The 26,515-nt window shown below is 52.2% G+C and carries 21 protein-coding genes, 1 tRNA gene and 1 pseudogene; 7 read left to right on the top strand and 16 right to left on the bottom strand.

Going from position 1 to position 26,515, the window contains the following annotated elements:
• From PMI17_RS17015 to tesA, 4 genes are all read right to left on the bottom strand, one after another.
• Positions 1 to 431 (bottom strand): hypothetical protein (locus PMI17_RS17015; protein WP_007890784.1); only part of this gene is annotated, 431 nt, incomplete at its 3' end.
• Positions 432 to 917: 486 nt separating this feature from the next.
• Positions 918 to 1,772 (bottom strand): co-chaperone YbbN, encoded by an 855-nt coding sequence (locus PMI17_RS17010; protein ID WP_007890783.1) that lies wholly within the window; start codon positions 1,770 to 1,772, stop codon positions 918 to 920.
• A gap of 79 nt (positions 1,773 to 1,851) precedes the next feature.
• The gene (locus tag PMI17_RS17005; protein WP_007890782.1) at positions 1,852 to 2,625 is read right to left on the bottom strand and encodes an SDR family oxidoreductase; all 774 of its coding nucleotides are present in this window, start codon (positions 2,623 to 2,625) and stop codon (positions 1,852 to 1,854) included.
• Positions 2,626 to 2,656: 31 nt separating this feature from the next.
• The gene (tesA, locus tag PMI17_RS17000) at positions 2,657 to 3,283 is read right to left on the bottom strand and encodes a multifunctional acyl-CoA thioesterase I/protease I/lysophospholipase L1 (protein WP_180823199.1); all 627 of its coding nucleotides are present in this window, start codon (positions 3,281 to 3,283) and stop codon (positions 2,657 to 2,659) included.
• Between tesA and ybbA the strand changes: the two genes are divergently transcribed.
• The 3 genes from ybbA (at position 3,251) to PMI17_RS16985 (ending at position 7,166) form a co-directional block, all read left to right on the top strand.
• Positions 3,251 to 3,937, top strand: a complete 687-nt coding sequence (gene ybbA, locus PMI17_RS16995) for a putative ABC transporter ATP-binding protein YbbA (protein WP_036621564.1) — start codon at positions 3,251 to 3,253, stop codon at positions 3,935 to 3,937. The two genes, tesA and ybbA, sit on opposite strands and share 33 nt — an antisense overlap.
• Positions 3,934 to 6,351 (top strand): putative ABC transporter permease subunit YbbP, encoded by a 2,418-nt coding sequence (gene ybbP, locus PMI17_RS16990; RefSeq protein ID WP_007890779.1) that lies wholly within the window; start codon positions 3,934 to 3,936, stop codon positions 6,349 to 6,351. Before ybbA ends, ybbP begins: the two co-directional genes overlap by 4 nt.
• 71 nt (positions 6,352 to 6,422) lie before the next feature.
• Positions 6,423 to 7,166: a class I SAM-dependent methyltransferase gene (locus PMI17_RS16985; RefSeq protein ID WP_007890778.1), complete on the top strand. Its 744-nt coding sequence runs from the start codon at positions 6,423 to 6,425 to the stop codon at positions 7,164 to 7,166.
• Positions 7,167 to 7,264: 98 nt separating this feature from the next.
• On the opposite strand, the gene purK is transcribed toward PMI17_RS16985, so the two are convergent.
• The 4 genes from purK to ppiB form a co-directional block, all read right to left on the bottom strand.
• The gene (gene purK / locus PMI17_RS16980) at positions 7,265 to 8,329 is read right to left on the bottom strand and encodes a 5-(carboxyamino)imidazole ribonucleotide synthase (protein ID WP_007890777.1); all 1,065 of its coding nucleotides are present in this window, start codon (positions 8,327 to 8,329) and stop codon (positions 7,265 to 7,267) included.
• Positions 8,326 to 8,835, bottom strand: a complete 510-nt coding sequence (gene purE / locus PMI17_RS16975; RefSeq protein ID WP_007890776.1) for a 5-(carboxyamino)imidazole ribonucleotide mutase — start codon at positions 8,833 to 8,835, stop codon at positions 8,326 to 8,328. The genes purK and purE overlap by 4 nt, the downstream gene beginning before the upstream one ends.
• Positions 8,836 to 8,966: 131 nt before the next feature.
• On the bottom strand, positions 8,967 to 9,683 hold the full coding sequence (lpxH, locus tag PMI17_RS16970; RefSeq protein WP_007890775.1) for a UDP-2,3-diacylglucosamine diphosphatase: 717 nt from the start codon (positions 9,681 to 9,683) through the stop codon (positions 8,967 to 8,969).
• Positions 9,683 to 10,177 carry a peptidylprolyl isomerase B gene (ppiB, locus tag PMI17_RS16965; protein ID WP_007890774.1) on the bottom strand — a complete coding sequence of 165 codons (495 nt, stop codon included), beginning with the start codon at positions 10,175 to 10,177 and terminating at the stop codon, positions 9,683 to 9,685. Before ppiB ends, lpxH begins: the two co-directional genes overlap by 1 nt.
• A 371-nt stretch (positions 10,178 to 10,548) precedes the next feature.
• Here ppiB and cysS point away from each other — a divergent pair, with 371 nt between their 5' ends.
• Together cysS and PMI17_RS16955 are read left to right on the top strand one after the other, a co-directional pair.
• Entirely contained in the window at positions 10,549 to 11,934 is a 1,386-nt protein-coding gene (gene cysS / locus PMI17_RS16960; RefSeq protein WP_007890773.1) for a cysteine--tRNA ligase, read from the top strand.
• 32 nt (positions 11,935 to 11,966) lie between these two features.
• The gene (locus PMI17_RS16955; RefSeq protein WP_007890772.1) at positions 11,967 to 13,076 is read left to right on the top strand and encodes an AAA family ATPase; all 1,110 of its coding nucleotides are present in this window, start codon (positions 11,967 to 11,969) and stop codon (positions 13,074 to 13,076) included.
• A 74-nt stretch (positions 13,077 to 13,150) separates the two neighbouring features.
• On the opposite strand, the gene ybcJ is transcribed toward PMI17_RS16955, so the two are convergent.
• Entirely contained in the window at positions 13,151 to 13,363 is a 213-nt protein-coding gene (ybcJ, locus tag PMI17_RS16950; RefSeq protein WP_007890771.1) for a ribosome-associated protein YbcJ, read from the bottom strand.
• The gene (gene folD / locus PMI17_RS16945) at positions 13,363 to 14,229 is read right to left on the bottom strand and encodes a bifunctional methylenetetrahydrofolate dehydrogenase/methenyltetrahydrofolate cyclohydrolase FolD (protein WP_007890770.1); all 867 of its coding nucleotides are present in this window, start codon (positions 14,227 to 14,229) and stop codon (positions 13,363 to 13,365) included. Before folD ends, ybcJ begins: the two co-directional genes overlap by 1 nt.
• Positions 14,230 to 14,404: 175 nt before the next feature.
• On the opposite strand from folD, the gene PMI17_RS16940 reads away from it, so the two are divergent.
• A complete protein-coding gene (locus tag PMI17_RS16940) occupies positions 14,405 to 14,908 on the top strand; it encodes a DUF1198 family protein (RefSeq protein WP_007890769.1) in 504 nt (167 codons plus the stop codon).
• 95 nt (positions 14,909 to 15,003) lie between these two features.
• Positions 15,004 to 15,080: transfer RNA gene (locus tag PMI17_RS16935), tRNA-Arg, on the top strand.
• Between the two features lie 15 nt (positions 15,081 to 15,095).
• On the opposite strand, the pseudogene PMI17_RS24945 reads toward PMI17_RS16935, so the two are convergent.
• From PMI17_RS24945 to pglX, 6 genes and pseudogenes are all read right to left on the bottom strand, one after another.
• Positions 15,096 to 15,269: pseudogene (locus PMI17_RS24945) on the bottom strand (integrase); the annotation flags it as partial.
• A gap of 982 nt (positions 15,270 to 16,251) precedes the next feature.
• Positions 16,252 to 18,327: a protease Lon-related BREX system protein BrxL gene (brxL, locus tag PMI17_RS16930; protein ID WP_007890768.1), complete on the bottom strand. Its 2,076-nt coding sequence runs from the start codon at positions 18,325 to 18,327 to the stop codon at positions 16,252 to 16,254.
• A gap of 10 nt (positions 18,328 to 18,337) precedes the next feature.
• Positions 18,338 to 20,935 carry a BREX-1 system phosphatase PglZ type A gene (gene pglZ / locus PMI17_RS16925; protein ID WP_007890767.1) on the bottom strand — a complete coding sequence of 866 codons (2,598 nt, stop codon included), beginning with the start codon at positions 20,933 to 20,935 and terminating at the stop codon, positions 18,338 to 18,340.
• A 1-nt stretch (position 20,936) separates the two neighbouring features.
• A complete protein-coding gene (locus PMI17_RS16920; protein WP_007890766.1) occupies positions 20,937 to 21,752 on the bottom strand; it encodes a DUF4435 domain-containing protein in 816 nt (271 codons plus the stop codon).
• Positions 21,739 to 22,836 carry an AAA family ATPase gene (locus PMI17_RS16915; protein ID WP_007890765.1) on the bottom strand — a complete coding sequence of 366 codons (1,098 nt, stop codon included), beginning with the start codon at positions 22,834 to 22,836 and terminating at the stop codon, positions 21,739 to 21,741. Before PMI17_RS16915 ends, PMI17_RS16920 begins: the two co-directional genes overlap by 14 nt.
• The gene (gene pglX, locus PMI17_RS16910; RefSeq protein WP_007890764.1) at positions 22,836 to 26,477 is read right to left on the bottom strand and encodes a BREX-1 system adenine-specific DNA-methyltransferase PglX; all 3,642 of its coding nucleotides are present in this window, start codon (positions 26,475 to 26,477) and stop codon (positions 22,836 to 22,838) included. Before pglX ends, PMI17_RS16915 begins: the two co-directional genes overlap by 1 nt.
• Positions 26,478 to 26,515: the final 38 nt, after the last annotated feature.

The raw sequence follows: 26,515 nt of genomic DNA, 5'->3' as shown, positions 1-26,515 counted from the left end.
TTATAGCTGGTGGCGCTGAGCTGTTTAGCCTGACGATCGGCCTCGGCCTGGCGGGCGTCAGCCAGGGCTACCGCCATGTCCGAGTTTTTGCGGACGTTGACTTGATGCGGCAGGTTATAACCACCCGCTACGGCGCCGGCTAACTGATTCCTGGCACCCGCCATTTGTGCATTGGCATTGGCCCGGGCGGTCGCGGCTTGGCTCATGGCATCACGATCCACTTGCATAGCCTCAACGCCTTTCAGGCCACTACCTTGGTGAGTGAAGCGTCCAGCATAAGCTGCGGCAACGCGTGCATCCGCAGCAGACTGCATGCGGCTGGCATGGCTTACCGCTTCCTGACCACGACTGATGGCAGCCGTATCGGCTAAAGCAGAAAGCGAAGAAGAAGTAACAACAACAGCGACCAGAGTTTTAGTGAAATTTCCCATGATTAGTTTCCTGGAAGTTAGATTGAACTTTATCTTAAGTTTTGACTTAATTCTTAATGATGCGGATATTACGCTCGCTAAAAACTGCGGCAACACTTATTTTGCGCAGTGCATTAAGTTTTGAGTTATCTCTATGAAACTAAATGCAAACTTTTTTAGTGTTTATGTAGTTTGTTGCGGTGTCATTAAGTGTTGGGTTTGTTTGTGCGTTGAAGTTTGGTTTTTATGTTTTCAGGCTTGGGAGCATTAAGGAGGAGGTGATGTAAGCGGGTGATGAAATGCTGGGAGGATATCAATGATTTGCAATGCTAGTAGGGTGAGGCGAATCAGGCCGCGCATCGTTAGACCGTGCAGCTTGAGTGAATACGGGAAAGTTAGGTTACCAGGAAGGGGGAATTACAGGGCGAACAGCGTAAGCACTGCGAAAACCTGCCGCAGATTGATTATCGGGCCGAGTCGTTCGGCCCGTTTAACGCGCAGTACCGATCAGTACAGCAGCGAGTAAAGCTGGCGGCGATAGCGGGCGGCGAGGGTATCGCCAGTGCCGAGTGCGGCCAAAATCTCCTGGAACATCTTGCGTACCTGGCCATCACCCGCACTGAGATCGCTTTTCAGGAAACCGAACAACAGCTCTAACGCTTCTTCGTTGCGGCCAACCTGATGCAGCTGTAAGGCAAGTTTTGCCGCCAGCTCGGCATTCGCGGCATCGCCGGCCAGTTGTTCCTGCAACAGCTGAATTTCTGGCGTATCGGCGGCCTGTTTCAGCAGCTCGATTTGCGAGATCAGGCTTTGATAACGCGTGTCCTGATCCTGCAACGGTACCTTATCCAACACCGTTTCCGCTTCGTCGCTGCGATTAAGGGTGATCAGCACTTCCGCCAGCAGGAAACCGATTTCGCTGTTTTGATTGCTCAGCTGCCAGGCATCTTTCAGCAGCGGCAGAGCGTCAAGCGGTTTGCCTTCGTGCATCAGTTGCATGGCTTGCTGCGCCTTTACTTCTTCTTCACGCGGCAACACCTTTTGCAGCAGGGCGCGAATCGCCTCTTCGGGTTGCGGGCCCTGGAAGCCGTCCACCGGCTGACCGTTCTGGAAAAGATAAACGGTTGGGATGGAACGCAGACCAAACTGCGAGGCCACCATCTGCTCTTTATCGCAATCCAGCTTCGCCAAAATAAACTGACCGGCATACTCCTGCGCCAGGCGATCCAGCACCGGCGTCAATTCCTGACAATGCTGACTGCGTTCGGACCAGAAATAGAACAGCACCGGCAGCTGCATCGACTGCTCTAAGGTCTGTTGCAGATTGGATTCGTTGATGTCGATAATCAAAGCGTGTGACATGAATACGTCTCTTTGCAGAAAGTGTGTTGAGGATATGGGGGCAAGCTGCCCAGGTTCAAGCTCGATTCTGACTTGCAGCTTAGTTGCTGCGTAAAATGCGATCCAGTATCCAACCTGGCAGCAGGCGTTTCAGCAGGCTCATCGTCCAGGCGACCAGCGTCACCGGATAACGCAACCGCGGATGTTTGCTCTCTAACGCGTGACGCAGTTTCGGCAGAATCGCTTCCGGCGGCAGAGTAAATCGCGCGGCGATACCGGGATTGCGCACCGGTTTATCCTGTTCACCCTGATGCACGTTATCGGTGAAACGCGTGCTGATGGGGCCCGGCTCGAGCAAGCTGACGCGAACGCCAGACTCGCGCACTTCAAGACGCAGCGCATCGCTCCAGGCTTCCAGCGCCCATTTGCTGGCGGCATACGCGCCACGGCCTGGCGTAGAGATCAATCCCAGCACCGAACTGGTATTGACGATGCGGCCATTGCCGCTGGCCTGCAGCGCCGGTAGCAGGCGCATCGTCAGTTGATGGGTGCCAAACAGGTTAGTGGAAAACTGCTTTTCCAGCTGTTGACGCGACACGCTGCTGAGCGGCCCATATTGACCAAAACCACCGTTATTAAACAGCGCGTGCAGGCGATGATCGGTGAGCTCCAGCACGCGGTCGGCGGCGGCATCGACGCTGGCGGCATCATCGAGATCCAGCTGCACGCCAATAAATCCCAGCGCTTCCATGCGCGCCACATCGTCCGCGCGACGACAAGCGGCCAGCACGCGATAGCCGCGTGATAAAAGATCGTTAGCGGCGACCAAACCAATGCCGCTGGAGCAGCCGGTGATGAGAATTGTTTTTTGCATTTCTTTACCCGTTAAAAATCACACGCCTGCATTAATCATGCTTTACTAGCGGAGCCAGTTCGGTCGCCATCAGGTTGGCGATAAACGGCTGAGCATCCGGATTGGGGTGAATTCCATCCTGCTGCATCCACTCCGGCTTCAGGTAGACCTGCTCCATAAAGAAGGGCACCAGAGGAATGTCGTACTGCTGTGCCAGGCGCGGATAGATAGCGCTAAACGCCTCCGTATAACGACGCCCATAATTGGCGGGCAGACGAATCTGCATCAGCAGCGGCTGCGCTTTAGCGGCTTTCACTTCGTCGATCACTTTGGTCAGATCGTCAGCGATGTTCTGCGGTGGAAAGCCGCGCAGGCCATCGTTACCGCCCAATTCGATTAACACCCAGCGGGGCTGATGCTGTTTTAATAGGCTCGGTAAACGCGCCAGCCCTTGTCCTGCGGTATCACCGCTGATGCTGGCGTTGACGACTTTGGGCTGCTGTTGCCACTCTTTATTCAGCAAACTTGGCCACGCCGCCGTAGCCGACATGCGATACCCGGCGCTCAGGCTGTCGCCCAACACCAGCAACGTGTCGGCGGCGGCAAATCGGGACACCAGCAGAAGCAATAACAACAGGAAGGGATAATGCCAGCGGAAAACATTGTTGCAGTTCATCATCTTACTAAGTCCGTCGGTCAGGGGGAGCATCAGCTGACCATCCTTACCGGAGTTGAGCTGGTTGTCAAACCAGCTGAGACCATCGCCTTGATTGGCGAGTCCGGCTCGGGCAAGTCCACGCTGCTCGGCATTCTGGCGGGCCTGGACGATGGCAGCAGCGGCGAAGTGCATCTGCTCGGTCAGCCGCTGCACACGATGAATGAGGAGCAACGAGCTGCGCTGCGCGCGCGTGAGGTCGGCTTTGTTTTTCAATCCTTTATGCTGGTGCCAACGCTCAACGCGCTGGAAAATGTGCAGCTGCCCGCGCTGCTGCGCGGCGACAGCGATCGCGAAAGCCGCAGCCAGGCGGTGGAGCTGCTGACGGTGCTGGGCCTGAAGGATCGTCTGCACCATCTGCCTGCGCAGCTCTCCGGCGGTGAGCAGCAGCGTGTGGCGCTGGCGCGCGCCTTTAGCGGTCGTCCCGGCCTGCTGTTTGCCGATGAGCCGACGGGCAACCTCGACCGCAAAACCGGCGATCGCATCGCCGATCTACTGTTCTCACTCAACCGCGATTTTGCCACCACGCTGATTCTGGTGACGCACGATGAGCAACTGGCAGCGCGCTGCGGCCGCCGCTTGCGGCTGCGTGACGGCAAGCTGTGGGAGGAAACATGATTTGGCGCTGGTTCTGGCGCGAGTGGCGCTCGCCCTCGCTGCTGATTGTCTGGCTGGCGCTGACCTTAGCGGTGGCGTGCGTGCTGGCGCTAGGTTCGATCAGCGATCGCATGGAAAAAGGCTTAAGCCAGCAGAGCCGCGACTTTATGGCCGGCGATCGTACGCTGCGCACCACCTCGCCTGCGCCGGACGCATGGCTGAATAAAGCGCGCGACGAGGGGCTATCGGTGAGTCGTCAGCTGAGCTTTATGACCATGACGTTCGCCCAAGAGACGCCGCAGTTGGCAGACGTTAAAGCCGTGGATGATGCCTATCCGATGTTTGGCACGCTGCAAACCCATCCGCCCGGCTTACGCCCGCAAGCGGGAACGGTGCTGGCCGCGCCGCGTTTGCTGGCGTTGCTGAACCTGAAAGTGGGCGACAACGTAGACGTTGGTGATACCACGCTGCGTATTGCCGGTGAAGTGATTCAGGAGCCGGATGGCGGTTTCAATCCGTTCCAGACCGCGCCGCGTCTGCTGATGAACCTGGCCGACGTGGAGAAAACCGGTGCGGTGCAGCCGGGCAGTCGCCTGAGCTGGCGCTATAAATTCTCCGGCGAACCGGCACCGCTGGCGCGCTACGACAGCTGGATCGAGCCGCAGCTAAAAGCCGATCAGCGCTGGATTAGCGTCGAGAACTCCGAAGATGCGCTAGGCCGATCCATGCAGCGTGCGCAGCAATTTTTACTGCTCTCCGCGCTGTTGACGCTGATGCTGGCGATTGCCGCGGTGGCGGTGGCGATGAGCCATTACTGTCGCAGCCGCTACGATTTAGTCGCGGTGCTGAAAACCCTCGGCGCAACGCGCAAGGCGCTACAACGGCTGATCATCGGCCAGTGGCTGGCGGTGCTGCTGCTGGCGGCAATAGTCGGCAGCGCATTAGGGCAGGGGATTGAAGTGATTCTGCTGCTGATGCTGAAACCGGTGCTGCCGGGCGCGCTGCCTGCGGCGAGCTTCTGGCCGTGGCTGTGGGCGATTGGCGCGATGTTGGTGATTTCGCTGCTGGTCGGTTTACGTCCTTACCGCTTGCTGATGGCGACGCAACCGCTGCGCGTATTGCGTCGGGATGCCGTGGCCAACGTTTGGCCGCTGCGCTTTTATCTGCCCGCGATGGCGTTGGTGGTAATGGGGTTGTTGGCGCTGCTGATGGGCGGCAGCAAAATGCTGTGGGCGCTGCTGGCGGGCGTGGTGATGCTGGCGCTGCTTCTGGCACTTCTCGGTTGGGGCACGCTGCTGCTGCTGCGTAAGCTGGTGGTGCGCAATCTGGCACTGCGTCTGGCGATCAACCGTCTGCTGCGCCAACCGGCGATGACGCTCAGCCAGCTGGCGGCGTTTTCGCTCTCATTCATGCTGCTGGCGCTGCTGCTGGTGATGCGCGGCGATCTGCTCGATCGCTGGCAACAGCAACTGCCGCCGGATAGCCCGAACTATTTCCTGCTGAACATCACCAAAGAGCAGGTGCCACAGGTAAGTGATTTTCTGACCGGGCATCACCTCAAACCGGAAACGTTCTACCCGATCGTGCGCGCACGTCTGACCGAGCTGAACGGAAAGGAGGCCGATCCGAAGCTGGATAACGCGCTCAATCGCGAGCTCAATCTAACGTGGCAGGCGGAGCGTCCGGATCACAATCCGCTGATTGCCGGCAGCTGGCCGCCAAAAGCCGGTGAAGTCTCAATGGAAGTGGAGCTGGCGGATCGTCTCGGCGTGAAGCTCGGCGATAGCTTAACTTTCAGCGGCGATACCCAGCAGTTCAGCGCCAAAATCACCAGCTTGCGTAAGGTCGATTGGGAAAGTTTGCGTCCGAACTTCTTCTTTATCTTCCCGCCGGGTGCGCTCGATCAACAGCCGCAGACCTGGCTGACCAGCTTCCGCATGGAGAGCAATCCTGCGTTACTGGCGCAGCTTAATCGCGCGTTTCCGACGCTGAGCCTGCTGGATATTGGCAGCATGATGCGCCAAATCGGTCAGGTGTTGACGCAGGTAAGCCAGGCGCTGGAAGTGATGGTGGTGCTGGTCACGGTGTGCGGCGTGCTGCTATTGCTGGCACAGATTCAGGTCGGTATGCGTCAGCGCCGCCAGGAGCTGGTGGTGTATCGCACGCTCGGCGCCAGCAAACGGCTGCTGCGCGGCACGCTGTGGTGCGAGTTTGCGCTGCTTGGCGTGGTGTCGGGGATTGCCGCCGCCCTTGGCGCTGAAGCGGCGCTGTGGGGATTGCAGCGCAAGATCTTTGATTTCCCCTGGCAGCCAGACTGGACCCTGTGGATGGTGTTGCCGATCGGTGGCGCATTGTTGCTCTCATTGTGCGGCGGCTGGTTAGGTATCAGGCTATTAAATCAGAAGGCGTTGTTCAGAAGTTTTAATGCCGGTTGAGTCTTAGATTTAAGTTCTGGTCTGCATGTGTCGACTCACAGCAGCAGACCAGACTTATTTAAGGCTCAAACATGTCGTCTCAACTCATCGTTAAATCCGTCGTTGAAATCGGGTGCTGTAAAGTGTGTCAGGGCGAAGCCTCGCTGTATGGTGTCACCGATTTTAATACTGCCTGTTATGCGCAAAATGCCAGTCGTTACGTGTATCCACTAAAGGGTGTGCCGATTTATTACCATCAATGCCAAAGCTGCGGTTTGGTGTATACCCACGCGTTTGATGACTGGACGCCGGAAGATTATGCGCAGCATGTGTACAACGAAGGCTATGCTGAGTTTGATCCCAATTATGAGATCGAACGCCCGCGCAAAAACCGCGATCTAATTTTGGCTCTATTTAAAAAGTTTCATGGCAAAAAGATGCTGGATTACGGCGGCGGTACTGGCACGCTGGCGCGCTTAATGCAGGAAGTGGGCATTGATATGGTTGCCTGGGATCCGTTTGTGCCTGGTGACTATCCGCAATTAAACTCGTTTGAATTTATAACCTGTTTTGAAGTGTTTGAGCACACGCCGGATCCGCATAAAACGCTGGGGGAAGTGTCAGGCTTTTTGAAAAAGGGCGGGGTGTTTTTCTTCAGCACAGGCACCACGAATGAAGTGAGCCATTTGGGAATGAATGATTGGTATATCGCGCCACGCAATGGGCACATCACGATTTATTCGGAAGCGTCGCTCAATGCGCTGTTTGAGGCGCATGGTTTCCAGATTACGCATCTCAATCGCTGGAGCCATGTGGCGATGAAGATGGTGGCGTAACGCTCGTCAGTTAAGCGAGAATCGGTCACCATGAATGGCGACCTTACCTTTACAGAGCTGGGATTTCGTAGGGTCGCCATTTATGGCGACCTGGTGACTCAAAGCTTCTCCACCGCCCATGCAATCCCGCTTGCATACTCTGCCGGCAGCAGCGGCACCAGCGCATTTAAGGCTTCCGCCAAACGCGCGTGATCGCTATCGGTCAGATTCAGATGCCCCACCTTGCGGCCGGCGCGCACCTCTTTGTCATACCAATGCAGATGCACCAGCGGTTGTTGCAGCCACGCCAGATTCACATCGGTGCCGATCAGGTTCACCATCACCGACGGCGCAAACACCACCGGTTGCGGCAGCGCGAGGCCGAGCACGGCGCGCAGATGCAGCTCAAACTGGCTGATGGACGCGCCATTCTGCGTCCAGTGACCGCTGTTGTGCACGCGCGGGGCCAGTTCGTTGATCAGCAAACCGGCTGGCGTAATGAAACACTCCATCGCCATCACGCCGACGTAGTTCAGCTCATGCATGATGGCGCTGAGCATCGCTTCCGCCTGCTGTTGCTGCGCGGCATCAGCCTGCGGGAAGGCGACGCTGGTGCGCAGAATGCCGTCCTGATGCAGGTTGTGCGTCAGCGGATAAAACACCGTGCTGCCATCGTGTCCGCGCGCACCGACCAGCGACACTTCACCGCTGAAGTTAATGCCTTGCTCAACGATGCATTCGCCGTAGCACTCATCCGGCAGCGCATCGGTTTCATTGGCGCGCAACCGCCACTGTCCGCGGCCGTCATAGCCGCCGGTACGACGCTTCACAATCGCCAGTTCGCCCAGCGAGCTGAACACCTGCGGCCACTCGGCTTTATCCGCCAGCAGCTGCCACGGCGCGGTGGCGAGGTTTAACTGATCCAGCAGCTGTTTTTGCGTCAGGCGATCGGCCAGACGCGGGAAAATATCGCGATTCACAAACGCCGGATGGCTCGCCAGTTCGCGGGTTAACGCGGTTTCTGGCCAGCGTTCGATCTCGGCGGTAATCACGCTTTCGGCGATCGGCAGCGCAGAGGGTTCTGCATCCAACCCAACCGGATAGACCGCGATGCCGAGCGGTTCACCCGCCTGGCGCAGCATGCGGCCTAACTGACCGTTTCCTAATATGCAAACCGGCTTCATGCGTCCTCCCGCGGATCCGGGTTGTTCAGCACTTCATCGGTCTGCGTTTGACGCCAGTTGGCGATGCGCGCGGACAGCGCGCTGTCGTGAATCGCCAGAATCTGCGCCGCCAGCAGGGCAGCGTTGGCGGCACCGGCTTTACCAATTGCCAGCGTTCCCACTGGAATGCCGCGCGGCATCTGCACGATGGAGTAGAGGCTATCGACGCCGCTCAGCGCGGCGCTTTGCACCGGCACGCCCAGCACCGGCACCAGCGTTTTGGCGGCCAGCATGCCCGGCAAATGGGCGGCACCGCCGGCACCGGCGATAATCACCTGAAAACCGTTGTCGGCGGCGGTTTCCGCGAAGCTGAACAGTTTGTCGGGTGTACGGTGAGCTGAGACCACTTCAACGTGGAAGGGCACATCCAGGCTATTAAGAATTTCCTCGGCGAACTGCATGGTAGCCCAGTCACTTTTAGAACCCATGACAATGGCGATACGGGCCGGGGTGGCGTTGGATGACATGCGGTCAACTCCTGTGAATATGCAAACGAACCTGGCCGGGCGGGCAGGCGAAGAAGGGCACAGAGAATAGCATGAGATGGCAGCAAGGAAAACGGTTGCGTAGGCGGAAAACGGGCATTTACGCCCGGATGTCAGAAGGGAAATTCAATCAGGCTTACGCCGCTGGCATCAAGCTGAATCATTGAGCCATGCTCATGCCAGGCACCGAGCACCGCGCGCTGAGCATTTTCGCCGTGCAGCGAGAACTGATGAATCGCCGGGCGATGCGTGTGGCCGTGAATCAGTATCTGCAGCTTGTGGCGCGTCATCGCTTCCTCAACGGCGTGCTGATTGACGTCCATAATGCTGACCGACTTGTGCTGATTGGCCTGTTTGCTGCCATTACGCATGCGCGCGGCAATGCGCATGCGCAGGCGCAGCGGCAAAGCAAGGAACAGACGCTGCAGCCAGCGCTGATGCACTTTGGCGCGAAAACGCTGATAACCTTCATCGTCGGTGCACAGGGTGTCGCCGTGCATGATTAATACGCGATGTCCGTACAGATCCAACACCTGCTCTTCCGGCAGCAGCGTCATACCAGAAGCCCGCGCGAAGCGCTGGCCGAGCAGGAAGTCGCGATTACCGTGAATGAAGAATTTCGGCACCGGCAGCGCCTTGAGCGCCGCAGCAATTTGCTGATGCAGTGGATTGGGATCGTCGTCGCCGATCCAGGCTTCAAACAGATCGCCAAGGATATAAAGCGCATCGCACGAACGCGCTTCACCCTGCAAAAAATGCAGAAAACCGGCAGTAATTGCCGGTTCTTCATTGCACAGATGCAGATCTGCGATAAACAGTGTGCGCGACATTACTCGCTAATAGTCACTTTCTGGATGACAACGTCTTCAACCGGAACGTCCTGATGCATGCCGCTGCGGCCAGTTTTCACCGCTTTGATTTTCTCAACCACGTCCATGCCTTCAACCACTTCAGCGAACACGCAGTAACCCCAGCCTTGCAGGCTTTCGTCACGGAAGTTCAGGAAGTCGTTGTCTGCTACGTTGATAAAGAACTGCGCAGTGGCCGAGTGTGGAGCCTGCGTACGCGCCATCGCCAGCGTACCTTTGGTGTTTTTCAGGCCGTTGTTCGCTTCGTTGCGGATATCGGCTTTGGTGTCTTTCTGCTTCATGCCAGGCTCAAAACCGCCGCCCTGAACCATGAAGCCGTTGATTACGCGATGGAAGATAGTGTTATCGTAAAAACCTTCCGCGCAGTATTCCAGGAAGTTCTTCACGGTAGCCGGCGCTTTGTCATCGAAGGTTTTAATTACGATATCGCCATGGTTCGTCTGGAAAGTGACCATTATTTTCTTCCTGTCAGGTTTGTCGTCAGTGTCGTCTGCCGCGCCTGCAAGGCGGCGGGGCATTTTTGTAGACGCTTCTTATATCACAATTTCCAATAACGCGTCAGTAACCGGACGGCAGTTGGCAACCGAGCGATGCACAACTGAGAAAAATACGGCACAATAACCGGCTTGACGTTGGTCAGTTAAGCGATGAAAACAGATCACACAGAGCGCAGACATCGTAGCGGCGCAATTTATTGCGCGATAAATCGCGCCGCTACGGAATGTGCGGTCATTGAATACCATGCTTAACCGATCGGCTGACGCAATAAACAGCTAGATTTTTGATAGTTCTATTCCCGCACACGTAAAACAAACGGAACCGTTCAATGCTAAAGATTTATAACACCCTGAGTCGACAGAAAGAGGAATTCAAACCCATCCATGCCGGTGAAATCGGTATGTACGTGTGTGGTATTACGGTTTACGACCTCTGTCATATCGGCCATGGGCGTACCTTTGTGGCATTCGACGTGGTGGCGCGTTATCTGCGTTACGTGGGCTATCAGCTGAAGTATGTGCGTAACATCACCGACATCGATGACAAAATCATCAAACGTGCCAATCAAAACGGTGAAAGCATTGAAACGCTGACCAACCGCATGATCGCCGAAATGCATAACGATTTCGCCGCACTCGGCATTCTGCCGCCGGATCTGGAGCCGCGCGCCACGCGCCATATCGATGAGATCATCGAGCTGGTCGGCACGCTGATTGAACGTAATCACGCTTACGTCGCTGACAATGGCGATGTGATGTTCGACGTGCTGAGCGACAAAGCTTACGGCGTGCTGTCGCGTCAGGATCTGGAACAGCTGCAGGCCGGTGCGCGCGTCGAAGTGGCGGACGTGAAGCGCAATCCAATGGACTTCGTGCTGTGGAAAATGTCCAAAGCCGACGAACCGGCGTGGAATTCGCCGTGGGGCAACGGCCGTCCAGGCTGGCACATCGAATGCTCGGCGATGAACTGCAAGCAGCTCGGCACCCATTTCGACATTCACGGCGGCGGCTCGGATCTGATGTTCCCGCACCATGAAAACGAAGTGGCGCAATCCTCCTGTGCGCACGATGGTCCGTATGTGAATTACTGGATGCACTCCGGCATGGTGATGGTTGATCGCGAGAAGATGTCGAAATCGCTGGATAACTTCTTCACCGTGCGCGATGTGTTGCAGCATTACGATGCCGAAACCGTGCGTTACTTCCTGATGTCGGGCCACTATCGCAGCCAGCTCAACTACGGCGAAGATAACCTCAATCAGGCGCGTGCGGCGCTTGAGCGCCTGTACACCGCGCTGCGTCACACCGACGCCAACGCCACGGCGGCGGGTGGCGAAGAGTTTGAAGCGCGTTTCCGTAGCGCGATGGATGACGACTTCAACACGCCGGAAGCCTATTCGGTGTTGTTCGATATGGCGCGTGAAGTGAATCGTCTAAAAAGCGAAGATAAAGCGGCGGCCGATGCGCTGGCGGCGAAACTGCGCCAGATTGCCAATGTACTCGGCATTCTGCAGCAGGACCCAGAGCAGTTCCTGCAGAGCGGTGCGCAGGTCAATTACGACGAAGTGGCGGAGATCGAGCATTGGGTGAAAGCCCGTTCCGACGCGCGTGCAGCCAAAGATTGGGCGCAGGCGGATGTGGCGCGCGATAAGCTTAACGAGTTGGGCGTGATCGTTGAGGATGGGCCACAAGGTTCCAGCTGGCGACGCAAATAACCGGAGAGGGCGAGAAATCGCCCTTTTTTATTATGGCGATTGAACAGATTCAGATTCACGGCTTCCGCTCGGTGCGCGATCTCACGCTACCGCTACAACAGCTCAACGTGGTGAGCGGACCCAACGGCTGCGGCAAATCCAATTTGTATAAAGCGGTGCGGCTGCTGCACGAAGCGGCTAGCGGGCGCTTAGCACTGGCGCTGGCAGAAGAGGGCGGCATTCAGAAAGCGATGTGGGCAGGCGGCTTAAGGCGCGGCGATCGGCGCCACGATCCCAAACGTCTTTCATTGGCGGTGGTAATGGACGACATGGATTACCAGATCGATGTCGGTTTTCCTGAGCCATTGGCCACCAGCATGTTCAACCTCGATCCGCTGGTGAAAGAGGAGCGCTTGTGGATGAGCGGCCAGCGGCGACGTCCTTCTTCCTGCATCCTGCAACGCACTAATCAAACCGCTTTCCTGCATAACGTTGATGGCGAACGCGTGAGTTATCCGGCGGTGCTGCATCCGGAAGAGTCGCTGTTTGGGCAACTGGGCGAACCGCATCTCTATCCCGAGCTTTCGCAGGTGCGCGAACGGCTGCGCCAGTGGCGCTTTTATCATGAGTTTGCCGTGTGGCCCGGTTCGCCGATTCGTGCGCCGCAGATTGGCGTGCGTGCGCCGGTGCTGAGCCATGATGGCAGCAATCTGGCGGCGGCGTGGGCCACCATCGTCGAGCGCGGTCATCACGAGCTGTTGTTTCAGGTGATGGATGACGCTTTCCCGGATACCGAATTTCACGTGGATGTGCAGAACGGGCGCTTTCAGATGCTGATGTCGCGGCGCGGGATTTTGCGTCCGCTGGAGAGCGCTGAGTTTTCGGATGGCACGTTGCGTTTTCTTTGCCTGGTGGTGGCGCTGCTCAGCCCGCGTCCGCCGGCGTTTATGGCGCTGAATGAACCGGAAAACAGCCTGCATGAAGATCTGCTGCCCGCCTTGGCGCGCCTGATCGCCGAAGCCAGCCAGTTCAGCCAACTGTGGATCACCAGCCATTCACCAAAACTGGCGACGCTGATTGCCGAACATACGGCGGTGAATCATATCGAGCTGGAGCAAATAGAAGGGGAAACGCGCGTGGTGGGGGAAGAACGTCTTTTGTAGGGTCGCCATTCATGGCGACCGTATCAATTACTGCACCTTAGGTGATGACGCCATTCACGGCGACCATCACCTCATTACGCGACAACCGTAATCTTAAAGCCAGCAAACTCAACTTTCTGGCCTTCTACAATCTTGCAGCGCTTACGCGTTTCCACTGCGCCATCTACGCGCACTTCGCCTTCTGCAATCACCGCTTTCGCCTGCGCACCGCTCTGCACCCAACCTTCGAGTTTCAGCAGGTCGCACAAATCAACGTGGGCATGTTTACCGAGAGAAAAACTGGCCATTATGCCTCCTCAATGTCGTGAAATTCTTCGCACGCGGTCAGCGTGTTTTGGATCAGTGTCGCGACCGTCATCGGACCGACGCCGCCTGGAACGGGCGTGATGTACGAGGCGCGTTCAGATGCCGCTTCGAACTCCACATCACCGACCACTTTACCGCTTTCGAGACGGTTGATACCGACATCAATCACCACCGCGCCCGGCTTGATCCAGTCGCCCGGAATAAAGCCCGGCTTACCGACCGCCACCACCAGCAGATCGGCGTGCTCAACGTGATGACGCAAATCTTTGGTGAAACGGTGCGTGACGGTGGTGGTGCAACCGGCAAGCAGCAGCTCCATGCTCATCGGACGGCCAACAATATTCGATGCGCCAACCACCACGGCGTTCAGGCCGTAAGTATCAATATTGTAGCGCTCCAGCAAAGTGACGATGCCGCGCGGCGTACATGGACGCAGCTTTGGCGCGCGCTGGCACAGACGACCGACGTTGTACGGATGGAATCCATCCACGTCTTTGTCCGGCACGATGCGCTCCAGCACTTTGACGTTATCGATGCCGGCTGGCAGCGGCAGCTGCACCAGAATGCCGTCGATCTCGTTGTCATTATTCAGCTTATCAATCAGCTCCAGCAGCTCTGCTTCGCTGGTGGAGGCCGGCAGATCGTAGGAGCGGGAGATGAAGCCCACTTCATCACAAGCACGACGTTTGCTGGCGACATAGATCTGCGAAGCCGGGTTTTCACCCACCAGCACAACTGCCAAACCGGGCGCACGTTTACCGGCCACCAGACGCTGCTGTACTTTTTCGGCAACCTCAAGGCGCACCTGCTGCGCAATCGTTTTACCGTCAATAATTTTTGCTGCCATCAGAGAGGAAATCCATCTGTAGAGGGTTAAATCGGGGATGGCGCCTATTCTGTCAGAAGCGCGTGCGGCTGTCAGGTAGAGATTCGCCCTCTACGCCGCTTTCCCGATTTTTCGCCGTGGCGCCAACCCGCGTTAGCGCTTATGATGCCCGGCAGTGAATGAGATGGATGACGTGATGATTTGGTTAATTCTCGCCACGCTGGCGGTGGTGTTCGTGGTCGGTTTTCAGCTGCTGACGGCCAGCTCGCGCCATGCGGTGCAGGCGCTCAATAAACGGTTGCAGCTGCCGCCGGTACATATCGAATCGATGTTGTCGCTGATGGGCAAAGAGGCGGCAAAAGAGTTCACCGACTATATCGCGGGCGATAACGACACGCATCTGCACAATGGTGCGGCGGTGCTGCTGATTTGGCAGGTGCTGATTGTTGATGGCAGCGACGAGAATATGCAGCGCTGGCATGGCATTTTGAGCCGAGCGGGGTTTCAAGCGTTGATTTCAAGGCAGCAGTTGTTGCTGGCGTTGGGGTTCTTGCGCCAGCTGGAACCGGATAGCCAGGAACTGCATGCGCTGCGCGACCACTACAATGCGCACTTCACCCAGCAAGGGATTGAGCTGGAAGGCGAAACGGAGCAGGGCGGCAATTTGGTGTCGTTGAGCGACTGGCGCAAGCGGCATTAAGGGGTTTTGGTTAATCTGGCAGCACTCCGCTGCTCGGGGGAGGCAAAAACGTTGACGCGCGAGCCGCTGGACGTATAATCCGACCCAATCACTATGCGCCCTTAGCTCAGTTGGATAGAGCACCGGCCTTCTAAGCCGTAGGTCACAGGTTCGAATCCTGTAGGGCGTACCAAATATTTTCAATGACTTATGCCAGCTTCAATCCCACCTGATTTTCTCCTTGTGTCGTATTTGTGTCGTCTCCCCCTAAAAGTGAGTCAATTTTGCGTGCATGTTCCGTTAAATGGTTCGGTGCAAGGTGAGCATATCGGCGTACCATTTCAATGCTTTCCCATCCACCCATCTCCTGCAATGCCGGTAAAAGGTAAATCAGCTTCTTTTGCAATAGTCCGGCAATTCATGCCGCGTTTATGAAGGATCTTTATTTCTATACCACTCTCAAAAGTGATTATAGGTTCTCATTATTCATGAGAGCAGATTAACGCCTGGATCAGTTTCAACCGTTAGGGTGGATCATTTTGCACCGTTGGTTTCAAAACATCTCGAACTGCCTGAATCAAAGCATGCATCAATGGGGAAAACCCTTCTGTATTCATGGTAATATACTGAATGATCTTGGCTGAATGGATAGAGTATTATTTTATAAAATAACTCTATTTTGTAGTATCTATAATCGGCAGATATGTTCTATTGATCTGAGCAGGCCTTTCAGCTGTGTTATTCAAATTTTATTTGAATAATTTTCTTTGTTCATTAATAATTTCGTAACTAAGATCAACGTAACAATTAAGGGACGCTAAGTTATCGAAGAATTACTCAAGTTGCTCAATTAGATTAGAACTATATAAATCAGTCTCATTGAATAAAATACCAGCTTCTATGTTTGTATGTCATGCACGATCGGTTAAGTTAGCCGATCTAATATATGCGGCATGACCTTTCCACCAGATGACCTTACTTTGAAGACGATCTGGCACAAGTTTACAGAAGATATTATTTTTTGTATTAGTAAGAAATTTTGCCAAAAGTGAGGGAGATAAAGGGACAGTGTGATCGTATCGCATCCAAATCTCAAGGCTGTGATGGTTTTTTAGACAATGGTCAAGTAGAGTAGTTTTATCATCACCATAGGCTATTGCTGTAACGACACCATCAATTTCGAAATACGGAGGAGGTTGAAAGAACTAAAAACTGTTTGTTCATTCCATTTGCAATTATTTTCATTATTATCTAACCGTAGAGCACTCCAAGTGAATAAAATCAATGAATATAGTTCGAAAAAATAAACATGAAAAGACTGACGGGTTATTAAAATGAGGAGTCTAATCCACTCCTCGATATATTTAATTCACGCCCAATGCTTTATACACTGCGTCCACCGGATCAGCGTAAAAACTTACCTGGAACTTGGTAAACAATTCCGTAGGTACTGTTGGGATATCCATTGCTGAAGACATAGGCAACAGTACACGTTTGGCCCCGCTGTCGAATGCCACTTGCAGGCATGCAGCTAGATCCTGTACAGGATTTGTCACGCCACCTAGTGTCATACTTCCCAACACGACCATCTGTTCCTGCACTGGTTTTGCTAATAAAACTGAGCAGAAAGCAATTAATGAAGCCAGGCTGGTCGTCGTACTGGGACCCGTGCTATGCAGTTCCACCACATGAAGATGGTATTCGTGCTCAGAGAATTTTGCCGCAGCGCTGATACGGCTGAGGTTACCTTTGAAGTAATCAAAACCAACACGAATGGACTCTTTCGCTGCCGTGTTTGAACCTAGCCCTGATACTGCATGTTTTCCATTTCCTGCTGTCATCTGTGTTTCGAACCGATAAAGTCCAGTCATGCCAGAATCGGCTTGCGTAACCAAATGCACTACGCCTGGTTTTGGCATACCTGCCGGGATCAGTTCACTCCCGCCTTGTTCAGGCACACTAACGAAAAATTCTTCCAAGCTGTCATTATCGATATAGCTGAAATTCACATCAAAAAACTCGAGACCACCGAGCTTCTTAAGCTGTTCTTTAACACGACGACGAACCTCTAATGCATAGGCCAGGCACACGCGTACATCTTCTTTATCGTAGGCCCCATCCGGATGCATTAGCTTTAACAGGCCAGATACAGTGCGGCGTACAGCAATCACATCACGTTGGTTAAGGTTGTTTCCCAACTTGAAAAATTTATCAATCGCGTCTGAGAAGCTACGTTTGCGCATTTCTCGCATGTATTCGGCAAGATAATCGGTAATTAAACCGTAGCGGTTAGTGAAAAACTCCGGACGCATCTTTGGAATTTCCCATCCAGGAATATAGGCGTGGAAACGGTCAAAAAATGCAGTATCGATCATCGCATCTGGGAAAGGTGCCAGTAGATGACTGGTTTTTACTAGGGTATCCACGCTCTGATTGATGTTGCCGACGAAAACCATGGAGGCTTTACCTTCAATGGAATCACGTCCGCGAGAGAACGAACCTGATGCCATATAGTCCTTCATGATCTGCACGCCGTCTTTGTCTTTGAACGTAATTCCTGCCACTTCATCAAACGCCACTACGTCCCACATGCCGACCAAACCAATCTGGCGGCTGGCCATGTTGTAGAACAGGTTGGCTACCGTAGTTTGCCCACCAGAAACCAGCAATGAATTTGGTGAGCATTCCTTGTAGACGTGGCTTTTACCGGTGCCGCGAGGTCCAAGCTCACAAACGTTATAGTTATTTTCCACAAACGGGATCATGCGAGCAATGAGATGCCATTTGGTGCGCTGTTCAATATTGGCTGGTTCCATTCCCACAGAGCGTAATAACACATCAATCCACTGGTCTCGGTCGAACTGCTTACGAGCCTCAAACACTTCATCCATGTCCATGTTTGGCATTTGAATAGGTTTCAAAGTGAACAACGAGAAAGGTGATGTTTTTTGCCCTTCCTCATAAAAGTAGTTCACGGTGATCATGCACCAGATGCCACCTGTTAGTAGTTTCTCGTTATCTTTCACCATCTGCGATGGTACTAAGGCATCCTTAATGCCGAGGTTAGATAATTGGGCTTCGTAAACGTCTTTCTTTTGGTTTAACTTTACTGTGACCTTATCGATAATTTTGTAGGAACCACGCTCACGGATCAGCGATTTTACTTTTTCTGCCTCATCGGGGCGGACGTAGTTATCAGAAAGAATACGTTTAACCGATTGAAGCCCTTGCTCGACAACCTCATTGTCATCGGATGCACAGTACATACCGAGTAAATACTCCAGCACATAGACCGGAACATTCGCCCCTTCTTTAAGTTGTTTAGTCAGGTCCTTACGCACCACGCGCCCACGAAAGTGCTGATTCAACATTGAATCCAGGTCCTGAGACTGAGCAGAGGCCATTTCCATATCGGTCGCCGAGTTATCCCGCTGTTGCATAACGCCTCACTTAAAAGAAGTCATCCTGGAATGCCAGGTCGATTGTTATCGGGTAGCGGCCATATTCTGTTGCGCTGTCAGCATTCTCCAGGATCAGAACATATTTGTTTTTACGATTGAATGCAGTGCCCATGAGTTTCATGGTCACGTCGCGGGTACGTTTACCCATGTCGTCATTGTCACTGTCGAAGCAAACTGTTTCCGTTCCGGATACCACCTGTTTATTTTCATCAACGATAAAGATATTCAGCGTGCGCGGTTCATTGAGGTCGTCCACCGCCGTAGTCTGGATGAAGCCGATTTTATCAATACTGTTAACCAGTTTTATTACGTGGTCCCGTGCAACAACTGACACTGGTTGGCGCTGTGGCTGTTTCTCTGCTGCTTTTTTCTCAAGCGCGCGAATCTTCAAGACGGGAACACACACTTCCTGCAACATGGCACCGCCATGAACGAAACGCGCTCCACCTACAAAGTGGAAACGCTGTACGCCTTTTGGCAACAGGAATTCACTTTCATCGCTTGCGCCTGCGGTATCTGCCAGTTTGCCGTGCCAGCAAAATTCACTTTTAGGCAGCTGATGCCCAATAATGAATCGCTTATTCGCTTCAATCGTATTTACTGCTTTACTCTCCAGCTTCGTTTTATCTTGCTCCACCAGCGCCTGTTGTTGGAACAGGAACCCATGATCGGCAGTGACAAAAATTCGGCTGGCATTAAATCGGTTACGTAAACGTGAGACCAGATCTTTTAGCTCAGTGATGGCACTTCGGCAGGCCTCAAATGTTTTATCTTCTGTTGCAGCCTTATCACCAATGGCATCAATAGTGTCGTGCCAGATATACACCACGGAGGCGTTGCGGATTTGATCGTTCACTTCCTGGTTGTTGGCGTTCTGCAAGTCCTTCGCTTTCAGCGCAACACCATTTACCTTTGCCAGGATAGCAGCGCGTTTTTCAAACCCTGAGGTAGACATCCCATCGGCATACACTACGCCGGAATTGTCAGGCAGATAACTCAACGACTCATGAGGTAACAATGCCGCCATACCTAGCTGTGTGTAGCTTGGCAACACTCCCGCCTGAGAGCGCAGTTCGGCACTGAAGTGCTTCTCATGATTGATGTGTCGACCCAGTTCTTCTGCTACCTCGTAGCGCAACGCATCTGAAATCACGACAAAAACACGTTTCACCTGCGAAGTGTCAAATTGCCGTTTCACATTCTCTTTATAGAAATTACGTTGCAACGGCACGCCGCTAATTTGCCAGTTTTGCATGCAATTTTCTGCTTCCAGAAGTTTGTTCCAGCCACGGCTCAGTTCTGCCAGGTACCAGTTGCTGTACAGCTCTTCAATGAATTTATCCAGCTCATGGAGGATCATCGCCCCTTTACTGTGCACCGGTGCGGCATATTCATTGAACAAACGGTAGGTCTGATCGAAGCGATAAATTTCGTCGCAGTAGGCTTTCCAGAACGCGCCGGTATCGGGGAAATTAAACCCGTCAGTATAATGATTACGTAGATTCAGCAGGCGCTCAGCCTGGCGTAGTGCATTCCAAATGGAGAGATATTCCGGGCGGGTCTGGCTCCAGTATTTCGCACTACGCTCTGACACCAGTGCTTTAAACGCGTCCCTATCCAAGGTCGTGCTTTCTTCCTGAAGTTGAGTCACCAGGCCACGGATAATCAATTGCTCGATAGCTTCGAAAGTGTCACATTTTGCCAGGGCATACGGCGAGCTGTAGTTATAATGCTCTTTCGGCTGCAGTGTCTGCTGGAGATCGGCTGCACAATAATCGTATTCTGCTTTATAGCGACGATCGTTTCGCCATGCCCCCATAAAGGCCAGGGCAGAGGCACGTCCTGCGGCAGTAGTCAGCACATTTTTGCTCAACCACTCTCGATGCGCTTCATCACCTTGTGCCCAAAGATCGGTACAGAACAGTTTCAGCAGTAGATTTTCCAGCGTCGTCACTTCTACCTGATAACCCAGTTCTAGACTAAGGACTTCCCAGAGGACCTTATCCAGCCCCAGCTTTTTCAGCACAGCAAAAGTATTCTCCAGAGTACTATCATCCTGCTGACTTGCGGCAACGAACTGCTGGATAAGAGCAAAAAGGATCTCTTTGGTTTCAAAGGTGCTGGCTCCGGCCACCACTGCTAGCATCTTTTTATCGAGGGATTTTTCTGTCTCGCGTTCGGTGACCCAGCCTTTAAGTAACTGGGTACGTTTGACGGTAAAGAAGGCTTTGCGAAGCTGAATATGTTCACGTAACCCTAGCTGTGGGATACCCAATGAGTTCAGTGTGATCGCAGCATAATCAGCATGGAATTCGGTGCTATAGAGGCGGATGTCTAGAAGCCAGTCCTGCTCACGAGCAGGAACGTCATTGGTAAAATAGAGTAAAAATTTCTGTGTTGGCTCGTCGATTTCGATTCTTTTTTTTGTGGCGAGCACAGAAACGCCGCGCATATCCAGCAGCATGAAATTGTCGAGATCCAGCTCATTGAGTGAATCGATGAAGCGTTGCTCCGGGTCGTGCCAAAAGACGATGCGGTGATGTAAGAACTTGTCAGTAAGTCCGGCAATTAATTCTTTGCTTTGCAATTTATAAACCCATTCTTGTCAAAATTGGGGATAAGTCATTCGGAACTGGAAGTGTACTGAACAGATCCCTTTGGCGCTGTTCCCTACGCTGCTGCCCTAAGAACCTCGTCAGGAGGGGATCAACAAACTGTTCAAAGAAAAGTTTGCCGTGAATGCAGATAGTCAGTTGTTCTGATAAAGAAACACGTTCGATGTGCTCCTTACGCTGTCGTATATGCTGCGCAAGGTTAGCAGGATCAATTAACGTACCCCATGAACTTAAGATTCGCTCAACCTCTGCATCTTGTCGTACCGTATCCACATCAAGCAAAGCTGAATTAAAGCCGGCTGCACGAAGCCTTTCCCAAAGAGGATTAATAACATACCAAATTGCCGCATGGTTGAACCAACGTTGTACTTCTTGCTCAAACAAACTCGTGAAAGCGGGCTCCCCACCTTCAATAAGTGCTTGATGTTCTGGTTGTAACGCCTGCCAGATTTCAGAAGGATTGACCAGGTAGCTCTCAATACAGAACCTGGGTAGAAACATAAGGTTAGAATGTTCTTGCTCTAGCTGCATAATCTTATCTTCAGGCCATTCATCTCGATCAATAAGGCCATACCAGGTATTTTCTAATGCGAGAATTTCTAGAACATTCTGTTTTTTGCCCGCTTCAGCCAATACCCATTGTTGCTCCCAGTTCGCATTGTGTCTGGTTAACCACATCCTGAATGCGGCTACGTCATCTTTACCTTCCAGTATCAAGACTTGTTTTTCAGGAAGCGCACCGAGATCACGCTCTTTGATTTGCTGGATTAACCTATCAATCTTTGCCATTTGCATCGTCCTTGAGTCGGCTCAGTTCATTTCTCATCCCCAGAGTTTCATATCGCTCCCACACTTCCGTAGCATGTGAAGTCAGAATCAACTGCCCTTGCCGCTGCTTAACGATATTTTCCAGTATCGCAAGCAGAGGCATAATCAGGGACGGGTGCAGATGCAGATCTGGCTCATCAATGAGCACTATCCCGCCAGGCATAAGCCAGCGCTGTACTGTAAATAGCATGATCAGAACCTGATGTTCTCCTGAGCTCAGGTCATCAAACAGAAGTTTTTGTCCATTTGACATAATGATTAAGGGTCTGCCACCGGGCGGAATTTCAGGTTCAATACGTTTACCTGAAAGGAACTGATTCAGTGTTGCCACCATCTCAGGATAGGCTTCTGGTAAGGTTGCCTTCATATTAAACAACGAAGATTCCAGCTGGTCTTTCCAATCATCGGTCACAACATACTTTGCTAACCAGTTCTTATTGAGATCATCCGGTGCTAACGAGGATACATTCCGTTTTGGTGCGATCCAGCGACGCTCTTCTGCGTCAAGATAGATAATATTAGGAACGGACAAATCCATATCCGTTTTAAGCATGCCTAGCACAACCTTTGAGCGGGTAACAGACAGCATTTGCAACCACTCATCCAAGCTATAATCATTGACAAAGCCACTGTTGAACACCAGTTGATTCTTCTTTTTTTCCCCAGTGATTTCACCGATCCAACTGACTCCAGCGTGCTGCAAAAGCAATTTTTGAACAAAAGCCTCATCACCGAAAAAAAAGCCAAAACTTGCTGGAGAATAATTTGAACATTTCAGTTCGCTGAAAAGAACAGCAAATGCACCCCAACGATCAAACCATTTTCTGGCTATGTGACTTGTGGGTAGCGATTGCCGGCGGTCCAGCCAGTATCCAAAAGCCTCCCATAGCAGAGCAGTACCGCGAAGCAGCGTCGATTTACCACAGCCATTCGGGCCGGTGAGGAGAACATGCTCCTCCACCTCTCCCGTCCAGTCGTTTTTGAAGCTGATTTCCGCATCTCCCAACGGGCCAACACTCTGCGTATAAATCGCCGCTATTTTCATCAGATTTCCTCAGGTGCGCTACCGGTAATAGCCTTCACATCGGCCAGCAGATCGCCAAATTTGCCATAGTTAACCTTTACGCCGTCATCCAGATAAATAGTGATACGTCTATCAGCATAGTGCCGTAAGCGGTCGTCGAAGCTACGTAGCTCATTGAATTTTTTAGTCAGACCATCCAGCTCCTTTTTGAGGCGGGTAGTGGCAGCACCTGATTCTGCACTCTTAAGCTGATCGTTAACCAAATCGATATTGCCCTGATAGCGCGCCAGCAGCGGAACTACGTATTCGGTACGCATACGCGACAGCGTGCCTTCATTATAACGGTGCAGATACACTAGGCACTCAAACGCTTTCTCTTTACCGGAGCTGAACAGCCAGTAAATAGGGCGTTTCTTGTACATCTTCATATGGTCTTTCCAGAACTGAGTGGAAAGATAGCGGCGAATGGTATCGAGTGAAGATTCGCCTTTTTTCGGCTTAATAGCGTACAAATAGAGGCTTTCGGCGATAAAATCGAGGTTTTCCTGCAGATGCTCTTCACCCCAGACGGTGTGGACAAACTCTTTTACGCGAGCGGTGACATCATCGTCGAACCAATCAGTGTCCATTAATGGCAGGATGCCGTCTTCATCGGCAGGGAATGTTTTGTAGGCACCTTCGGCGACTAATTCGGCAAAGCCTATGTTCCCTTCATGGGCGTAGACTAGGCCATCGCGATCGAGCGAATAGCGGCCCATCATAACGCCTAATGCGTAACTGATAAATTCTGAGAGCGTTTCCGATCTAAATAAATCATTTTTGTCAGCGGTGGATTTATAAAGATAATGAATATTCCCTGACAATGAGATTTTCTCTACAGGGACATTGCTCACGATGTTACTGGAAAGACCTAAAGCTTGCGCAAAATAGTGGTTGTTTTTCTCTTCTAACTTTCTCATCATCTCTGTATTCAATTCACACTCCTCATTGTATTTCAGGAAGGCGGATTTAATCGAGAGTTCATTGTTAACGAGCGGACTGGCAATGAAGTTAAAAGAGACTTCTTTGGCGTTCCAGTCGTTCCTAGATATATCAACCAGTTGAGATGTGTTCTGATTGATGAAGTCATTGTCTATCTCTTTGAAAATTGGTATTTTTCTTAACTCTCCAGCCTGGAAGTTTAATGTAGGGCTCAGACACTCCAGTATTGCATTTACTGAGCTAGAGTTAAGTAATGCATGCGTAAAGTTTAAGTCGTTTTCATTATCAGAAAAAATAGATGGACTTGCTGAATTAAAGACCATTCCCACAGGGAGTTCTCGAATTGATAATTCATTTGAGCTGACTCTGGAATAGAATAATCCTTTTTTGAAATAGTAATTTCTGGAGGGGAGTTTGTTGCCCTGATTTAATAGCCTGTTATAGGAATCTTGATCAAAAGATAAAACATCAACTATATTACCGTACCATTTTCTGTATGTCCCACCCTTAGCGTGGAACACCCATTTTTTCTTGTTTTTCAGGAAGTCATTGTGCGTTTTAAAATTAACTCCAATTTTTTGTGTTGACACCTCAAACCACGAGCGAATAAATATGTCATTATTCCCAGTGTCTAAACCAACTCTGATTTCAACAATTTCTCCTAAGCCTTCACCGTAGGAAAATGTTGAAATCAGTTTTTCAGATGCCCAGAAGGCCAGAGGGAAGCCAGGAAGACTAATAAAATCGTTGACGCATTTTATGTATTTACCTTTCGCTTTCAGAAGGTCATCCGCCTTTTTTTCACCCATTTCATCGGTTAAGTTAAAAAATGTAGTCAAATAATCGTTTGGCTTATTTTTACAAAAAACAAAAGCCGTGGTTTGTACTTTCTCCCCATCGATTTCGGGGAAAGCCCGAGGGCCAAGGTAAATCATGCTTTCAAGCGTATCTGATTTTAGTTTTTGTATTCTGAACTCTTCCATTCTGGAGAGGAACATCCAGCTTCTTTGGGTAATCAGTGCACTCCGGCCACAGGGCTTACTCAAATGAAGAGCCGTATTTAAAAAACAGATGTCAAGATTCTGTTTTGTCATCGGTGATTTAAGTTCCAGCCACGTTTTTAAGGCCGGGTTCATATTCCCTAGATCAAGATACGGCGGGTTCGCTATCACTGCATTATAGCGCTGGGCCAAAATCCATGCCTGCTGGATATACGGAATCAGCTCCGCCGCCGCTTCTTTCTGCTGAATGTCACCTTCGTTAGCCAGTGGATATAGTCCATCTAGGAATGCTTTCAGCGCCGCTTCATCTTCATGCGGCACCTGAATCAGCGACCCCAGCGTTTTTGCATTGGTGAAAAGCGCCAGCGTTCGCATCAGCAGCGAATATTCCGCGCTGTCGGCATTGGCCAGTGTGGCTCCTTCAGCAAACATATCCCCCATGCTGCCTCGCTGCACTTGCTGGTTGAAATTCAGCTTGGTCCACAACTCAGCGATATCCAGTTTACTTTCTTGCAGGGAAACTATATTCAGGTGCACACCACGACCCAGAATGCGGCGATCGTCCTGGCGAGCCAGCATCAGCATGGCAAAGCCTGAAAGCTGTGCGGCGCGGTCATCAATGTCCAAGCCAAAAATATTGTTTTCCAGAATTAACCGCGGAATATCCCGTGTACGGTAGCCGCGCTCTTCATAAATGGCCTTAAGCAAATTATAGGTTTCAGTCAAGATATGCCCAGATCCGCATGCTGGGTCCAGCACCTTAATGCTTTCTGGTTCAATGCTAGATGGGGGGGTATCTGCCAACTGGGCCTGTGCATTTGGCGTCTGTTCCGCAGGCTCAATGTAGTACGGCATTTTGACTCTGAGCGCTGAATCCGGATAGGTTTGCAGCCACTGGCGGCCCACCGAGTTCTGCACCAGATACTGCACAATCCAGTTCGGGGTAAACAGCTGGGTTGCGGCAGGAATATCTTCGCTCCTGACCACCTCACCGATCACGTCAGCTTTCTTCTGTGAAATATAGAACTGATACAGCCAGCCGATCACTTCTACATGCGCCCAGTCTTCTTCCGGGATGGTGTCTACCAGCCCACGCAGAATAGAGTCGGTACGGGTCAGGTTATCCGGGAGCGCCAGCTCGATATCATCGTTGACAGCTTCGAACAAGAAGGGCATAGCGCCCTGAAGGGTATGGCATTGTGCAAGCAACAGTTCACGGTACAGCTCTTCATCACAATCGCCCGCCAGCTTCATCTCGACCAAGCGTGCTTTGTCCAGCCCAAGAGCATCCGCTACTTCCGGCACATGATCCAGTACCTCAAAACCGCCTTCCAGCGTCGGGTGAGACAGCATGCGGAAGCCGTGATCAAGATAGCCGTGCAGCTCCATATAACGGATGGCGCAGAAGCGGTTAAACCAAGTGTAAGCTATGTGCTCCACCAGCACGTCGTAGTCCTGCTTTTCTGCACGTTTAACCAGACGTTCACGACGCGCAGTTAGTGATTTTTCCAGCGTGAACTGACCGTATCGCACGCTGTCGCCAAGATCTGTTGCCTGCGAAATTTGCAGATTGCCTTTTTTATCTGCTTCAATGCCCAGAGTAGTCAATTTTTGCATAACCGCATCGCGGAACTGTTTACGTGCCACTGGGGCGTATTTTTTGATGTTTGACGTATTCATGTGAAGTCCTGAATAGGGCAGACAGCATCTGCCCTGAA

The organism is Pantoea sp. GM01 (genome assembly GCF_000282675.1).
In the GTDB taxonomy this organism is placed as follows: Bacteria; Pseudomonadota; Gammaproteobacteria; order Enterobacterales; family Enterobacteriaceae; genus Pantoea; species Pantoea nemavictus.
The sequence above is the reverse complement of the archived record's forward strand: the minus strand, read 5'-3'. Positions and strand labels throughout refer to the sequence as shown.

Bases quoted from the DNA above. Each gene is read 5' to 3' on its own strand.
- PMI17_RS17010 (WP_007890783.1), bottom strand. From the start codon at position 1,772: ATGTCACACGCTTTGATTATCGACATCAACGAATCCAATCTGCAACAG.
- PMI17_RS17005 (WP_007890782.1), bottom strand. From the start codon at position 2,625: ATGCAAAAAACAATTCTCATCACCGGCTGCTCCAGCGGCATTGGTTTG.
- ybbA (WP_036621564.1), top strand. From the start codon at position 3,251: ATGCCAGCGGAAAACATTGTTGCAGTTCATCATCTTACTAAGTCCGTC.
- tesA (WP_180823199.1), bottom strand. From the start codon at position 3,283: ATGATGAACTGCAACAATGTTTTCCGCTGGCATTATCCCTTCCTGTTG.
- ybbP (WP_007890779.1), top strand. From the start codon at position 3,934: ATGATTTGGCGCTGGTTCTGGCGCGAGTGGCGCTCGCCCTCGCTGCTG.
- PMI17_RS16985 (WP_007890778.1), top strand. From the start codon at position 6,423: ATGTCGTCTCAACTCATCGTTAAATCCGTCGTTGAAATCGGGTGCTGT.
- purK (WP_007890777.1), bottom strand. From the start codon at position 8,329: ATGAAGCCGGTTTGCATATTAGGAAACGGTCAGTTAGGCCGCATGCTG.
- purE (WP_007890776.1), bottom strand. From the start codon at position 8,835: ATGTCATCCAACGCCACCCCGGCCCGTATCGCCATTGTCATGGGTTCT.
- lpxH (WP_007890775.1), bottom strand. From the start codon at position 9,683: ATGTCGCGCACACTGTTTATCGCAGATCTGCATCTGTGCAATGAAGAA.
- ppiB (WP_007890774.1), bottom strand. From the start codon at position 10,177: ATGGTCACTTTCCAGACGAACCATGGCGATATCGTAATTAAAACCTTC.
- cysS (WP_007890773.1), top strand. From the start codon at position 10,549: ATGCTAAAGATTTATAACACCCTGAGTCGACAGAAAGAGGAATTCAAA.
- PMI17_RS16955 (WP_007890772.1), top strand. From the start codon at position 11,967: ATGGCGATTGAACAGATTCAGATTCACGGCTTCCGCTCGGTGCGCGAT.
- ybcJ (WP_007890771.1), bottom strand. From the start codon at position 13,363: ATGGCCAGTTTTTCTCTCGGTAAACATGCCCACGTTGATTTGTGCGAC.
- folD (WP_007890770.1), bottom strand. From the start codon at position 14,229: ATGGCAGCAAAAATTATTGACGGTAAAACGATTGCGCAGCAGGTGCGC.
- PMI17_RS16940 (WP_007890769.1), top strand. From the start codon at position 14,405: ATGATTTGGTTAATTCTCGCCACGCTGGCGGTGGTGTTCGTGGTCGGT.
- brxL (WP_007890768.1), bottom strand. From the start codon at position 18,327: ATGCAACAGCGGGATAACTCGGCGACCGATATGGAAATGGCCTCTGCT.
- PMI17_RS16920 (WP_007890766.1), bottom strand. From the start codon at position 21,752: ATGGCAAAGATTGATAGGTTAATCCAGCAAATCAAAGAGCGTGATCTC.
- PMI17_RS16915 (WP_007890765.1), bottom strand. From the start codon at position 22,836: ATGAAAATAGCGGCGATTTATACGCAGAGTGTTGGCCCGTTGGGAGAT.
- pglX (WP_007890764.1), bottom strand. From the start codon at position 26,477: ATGAATACGTCAAACATCAAAAAATACGCCCCAGTGGCACGTAAACAG.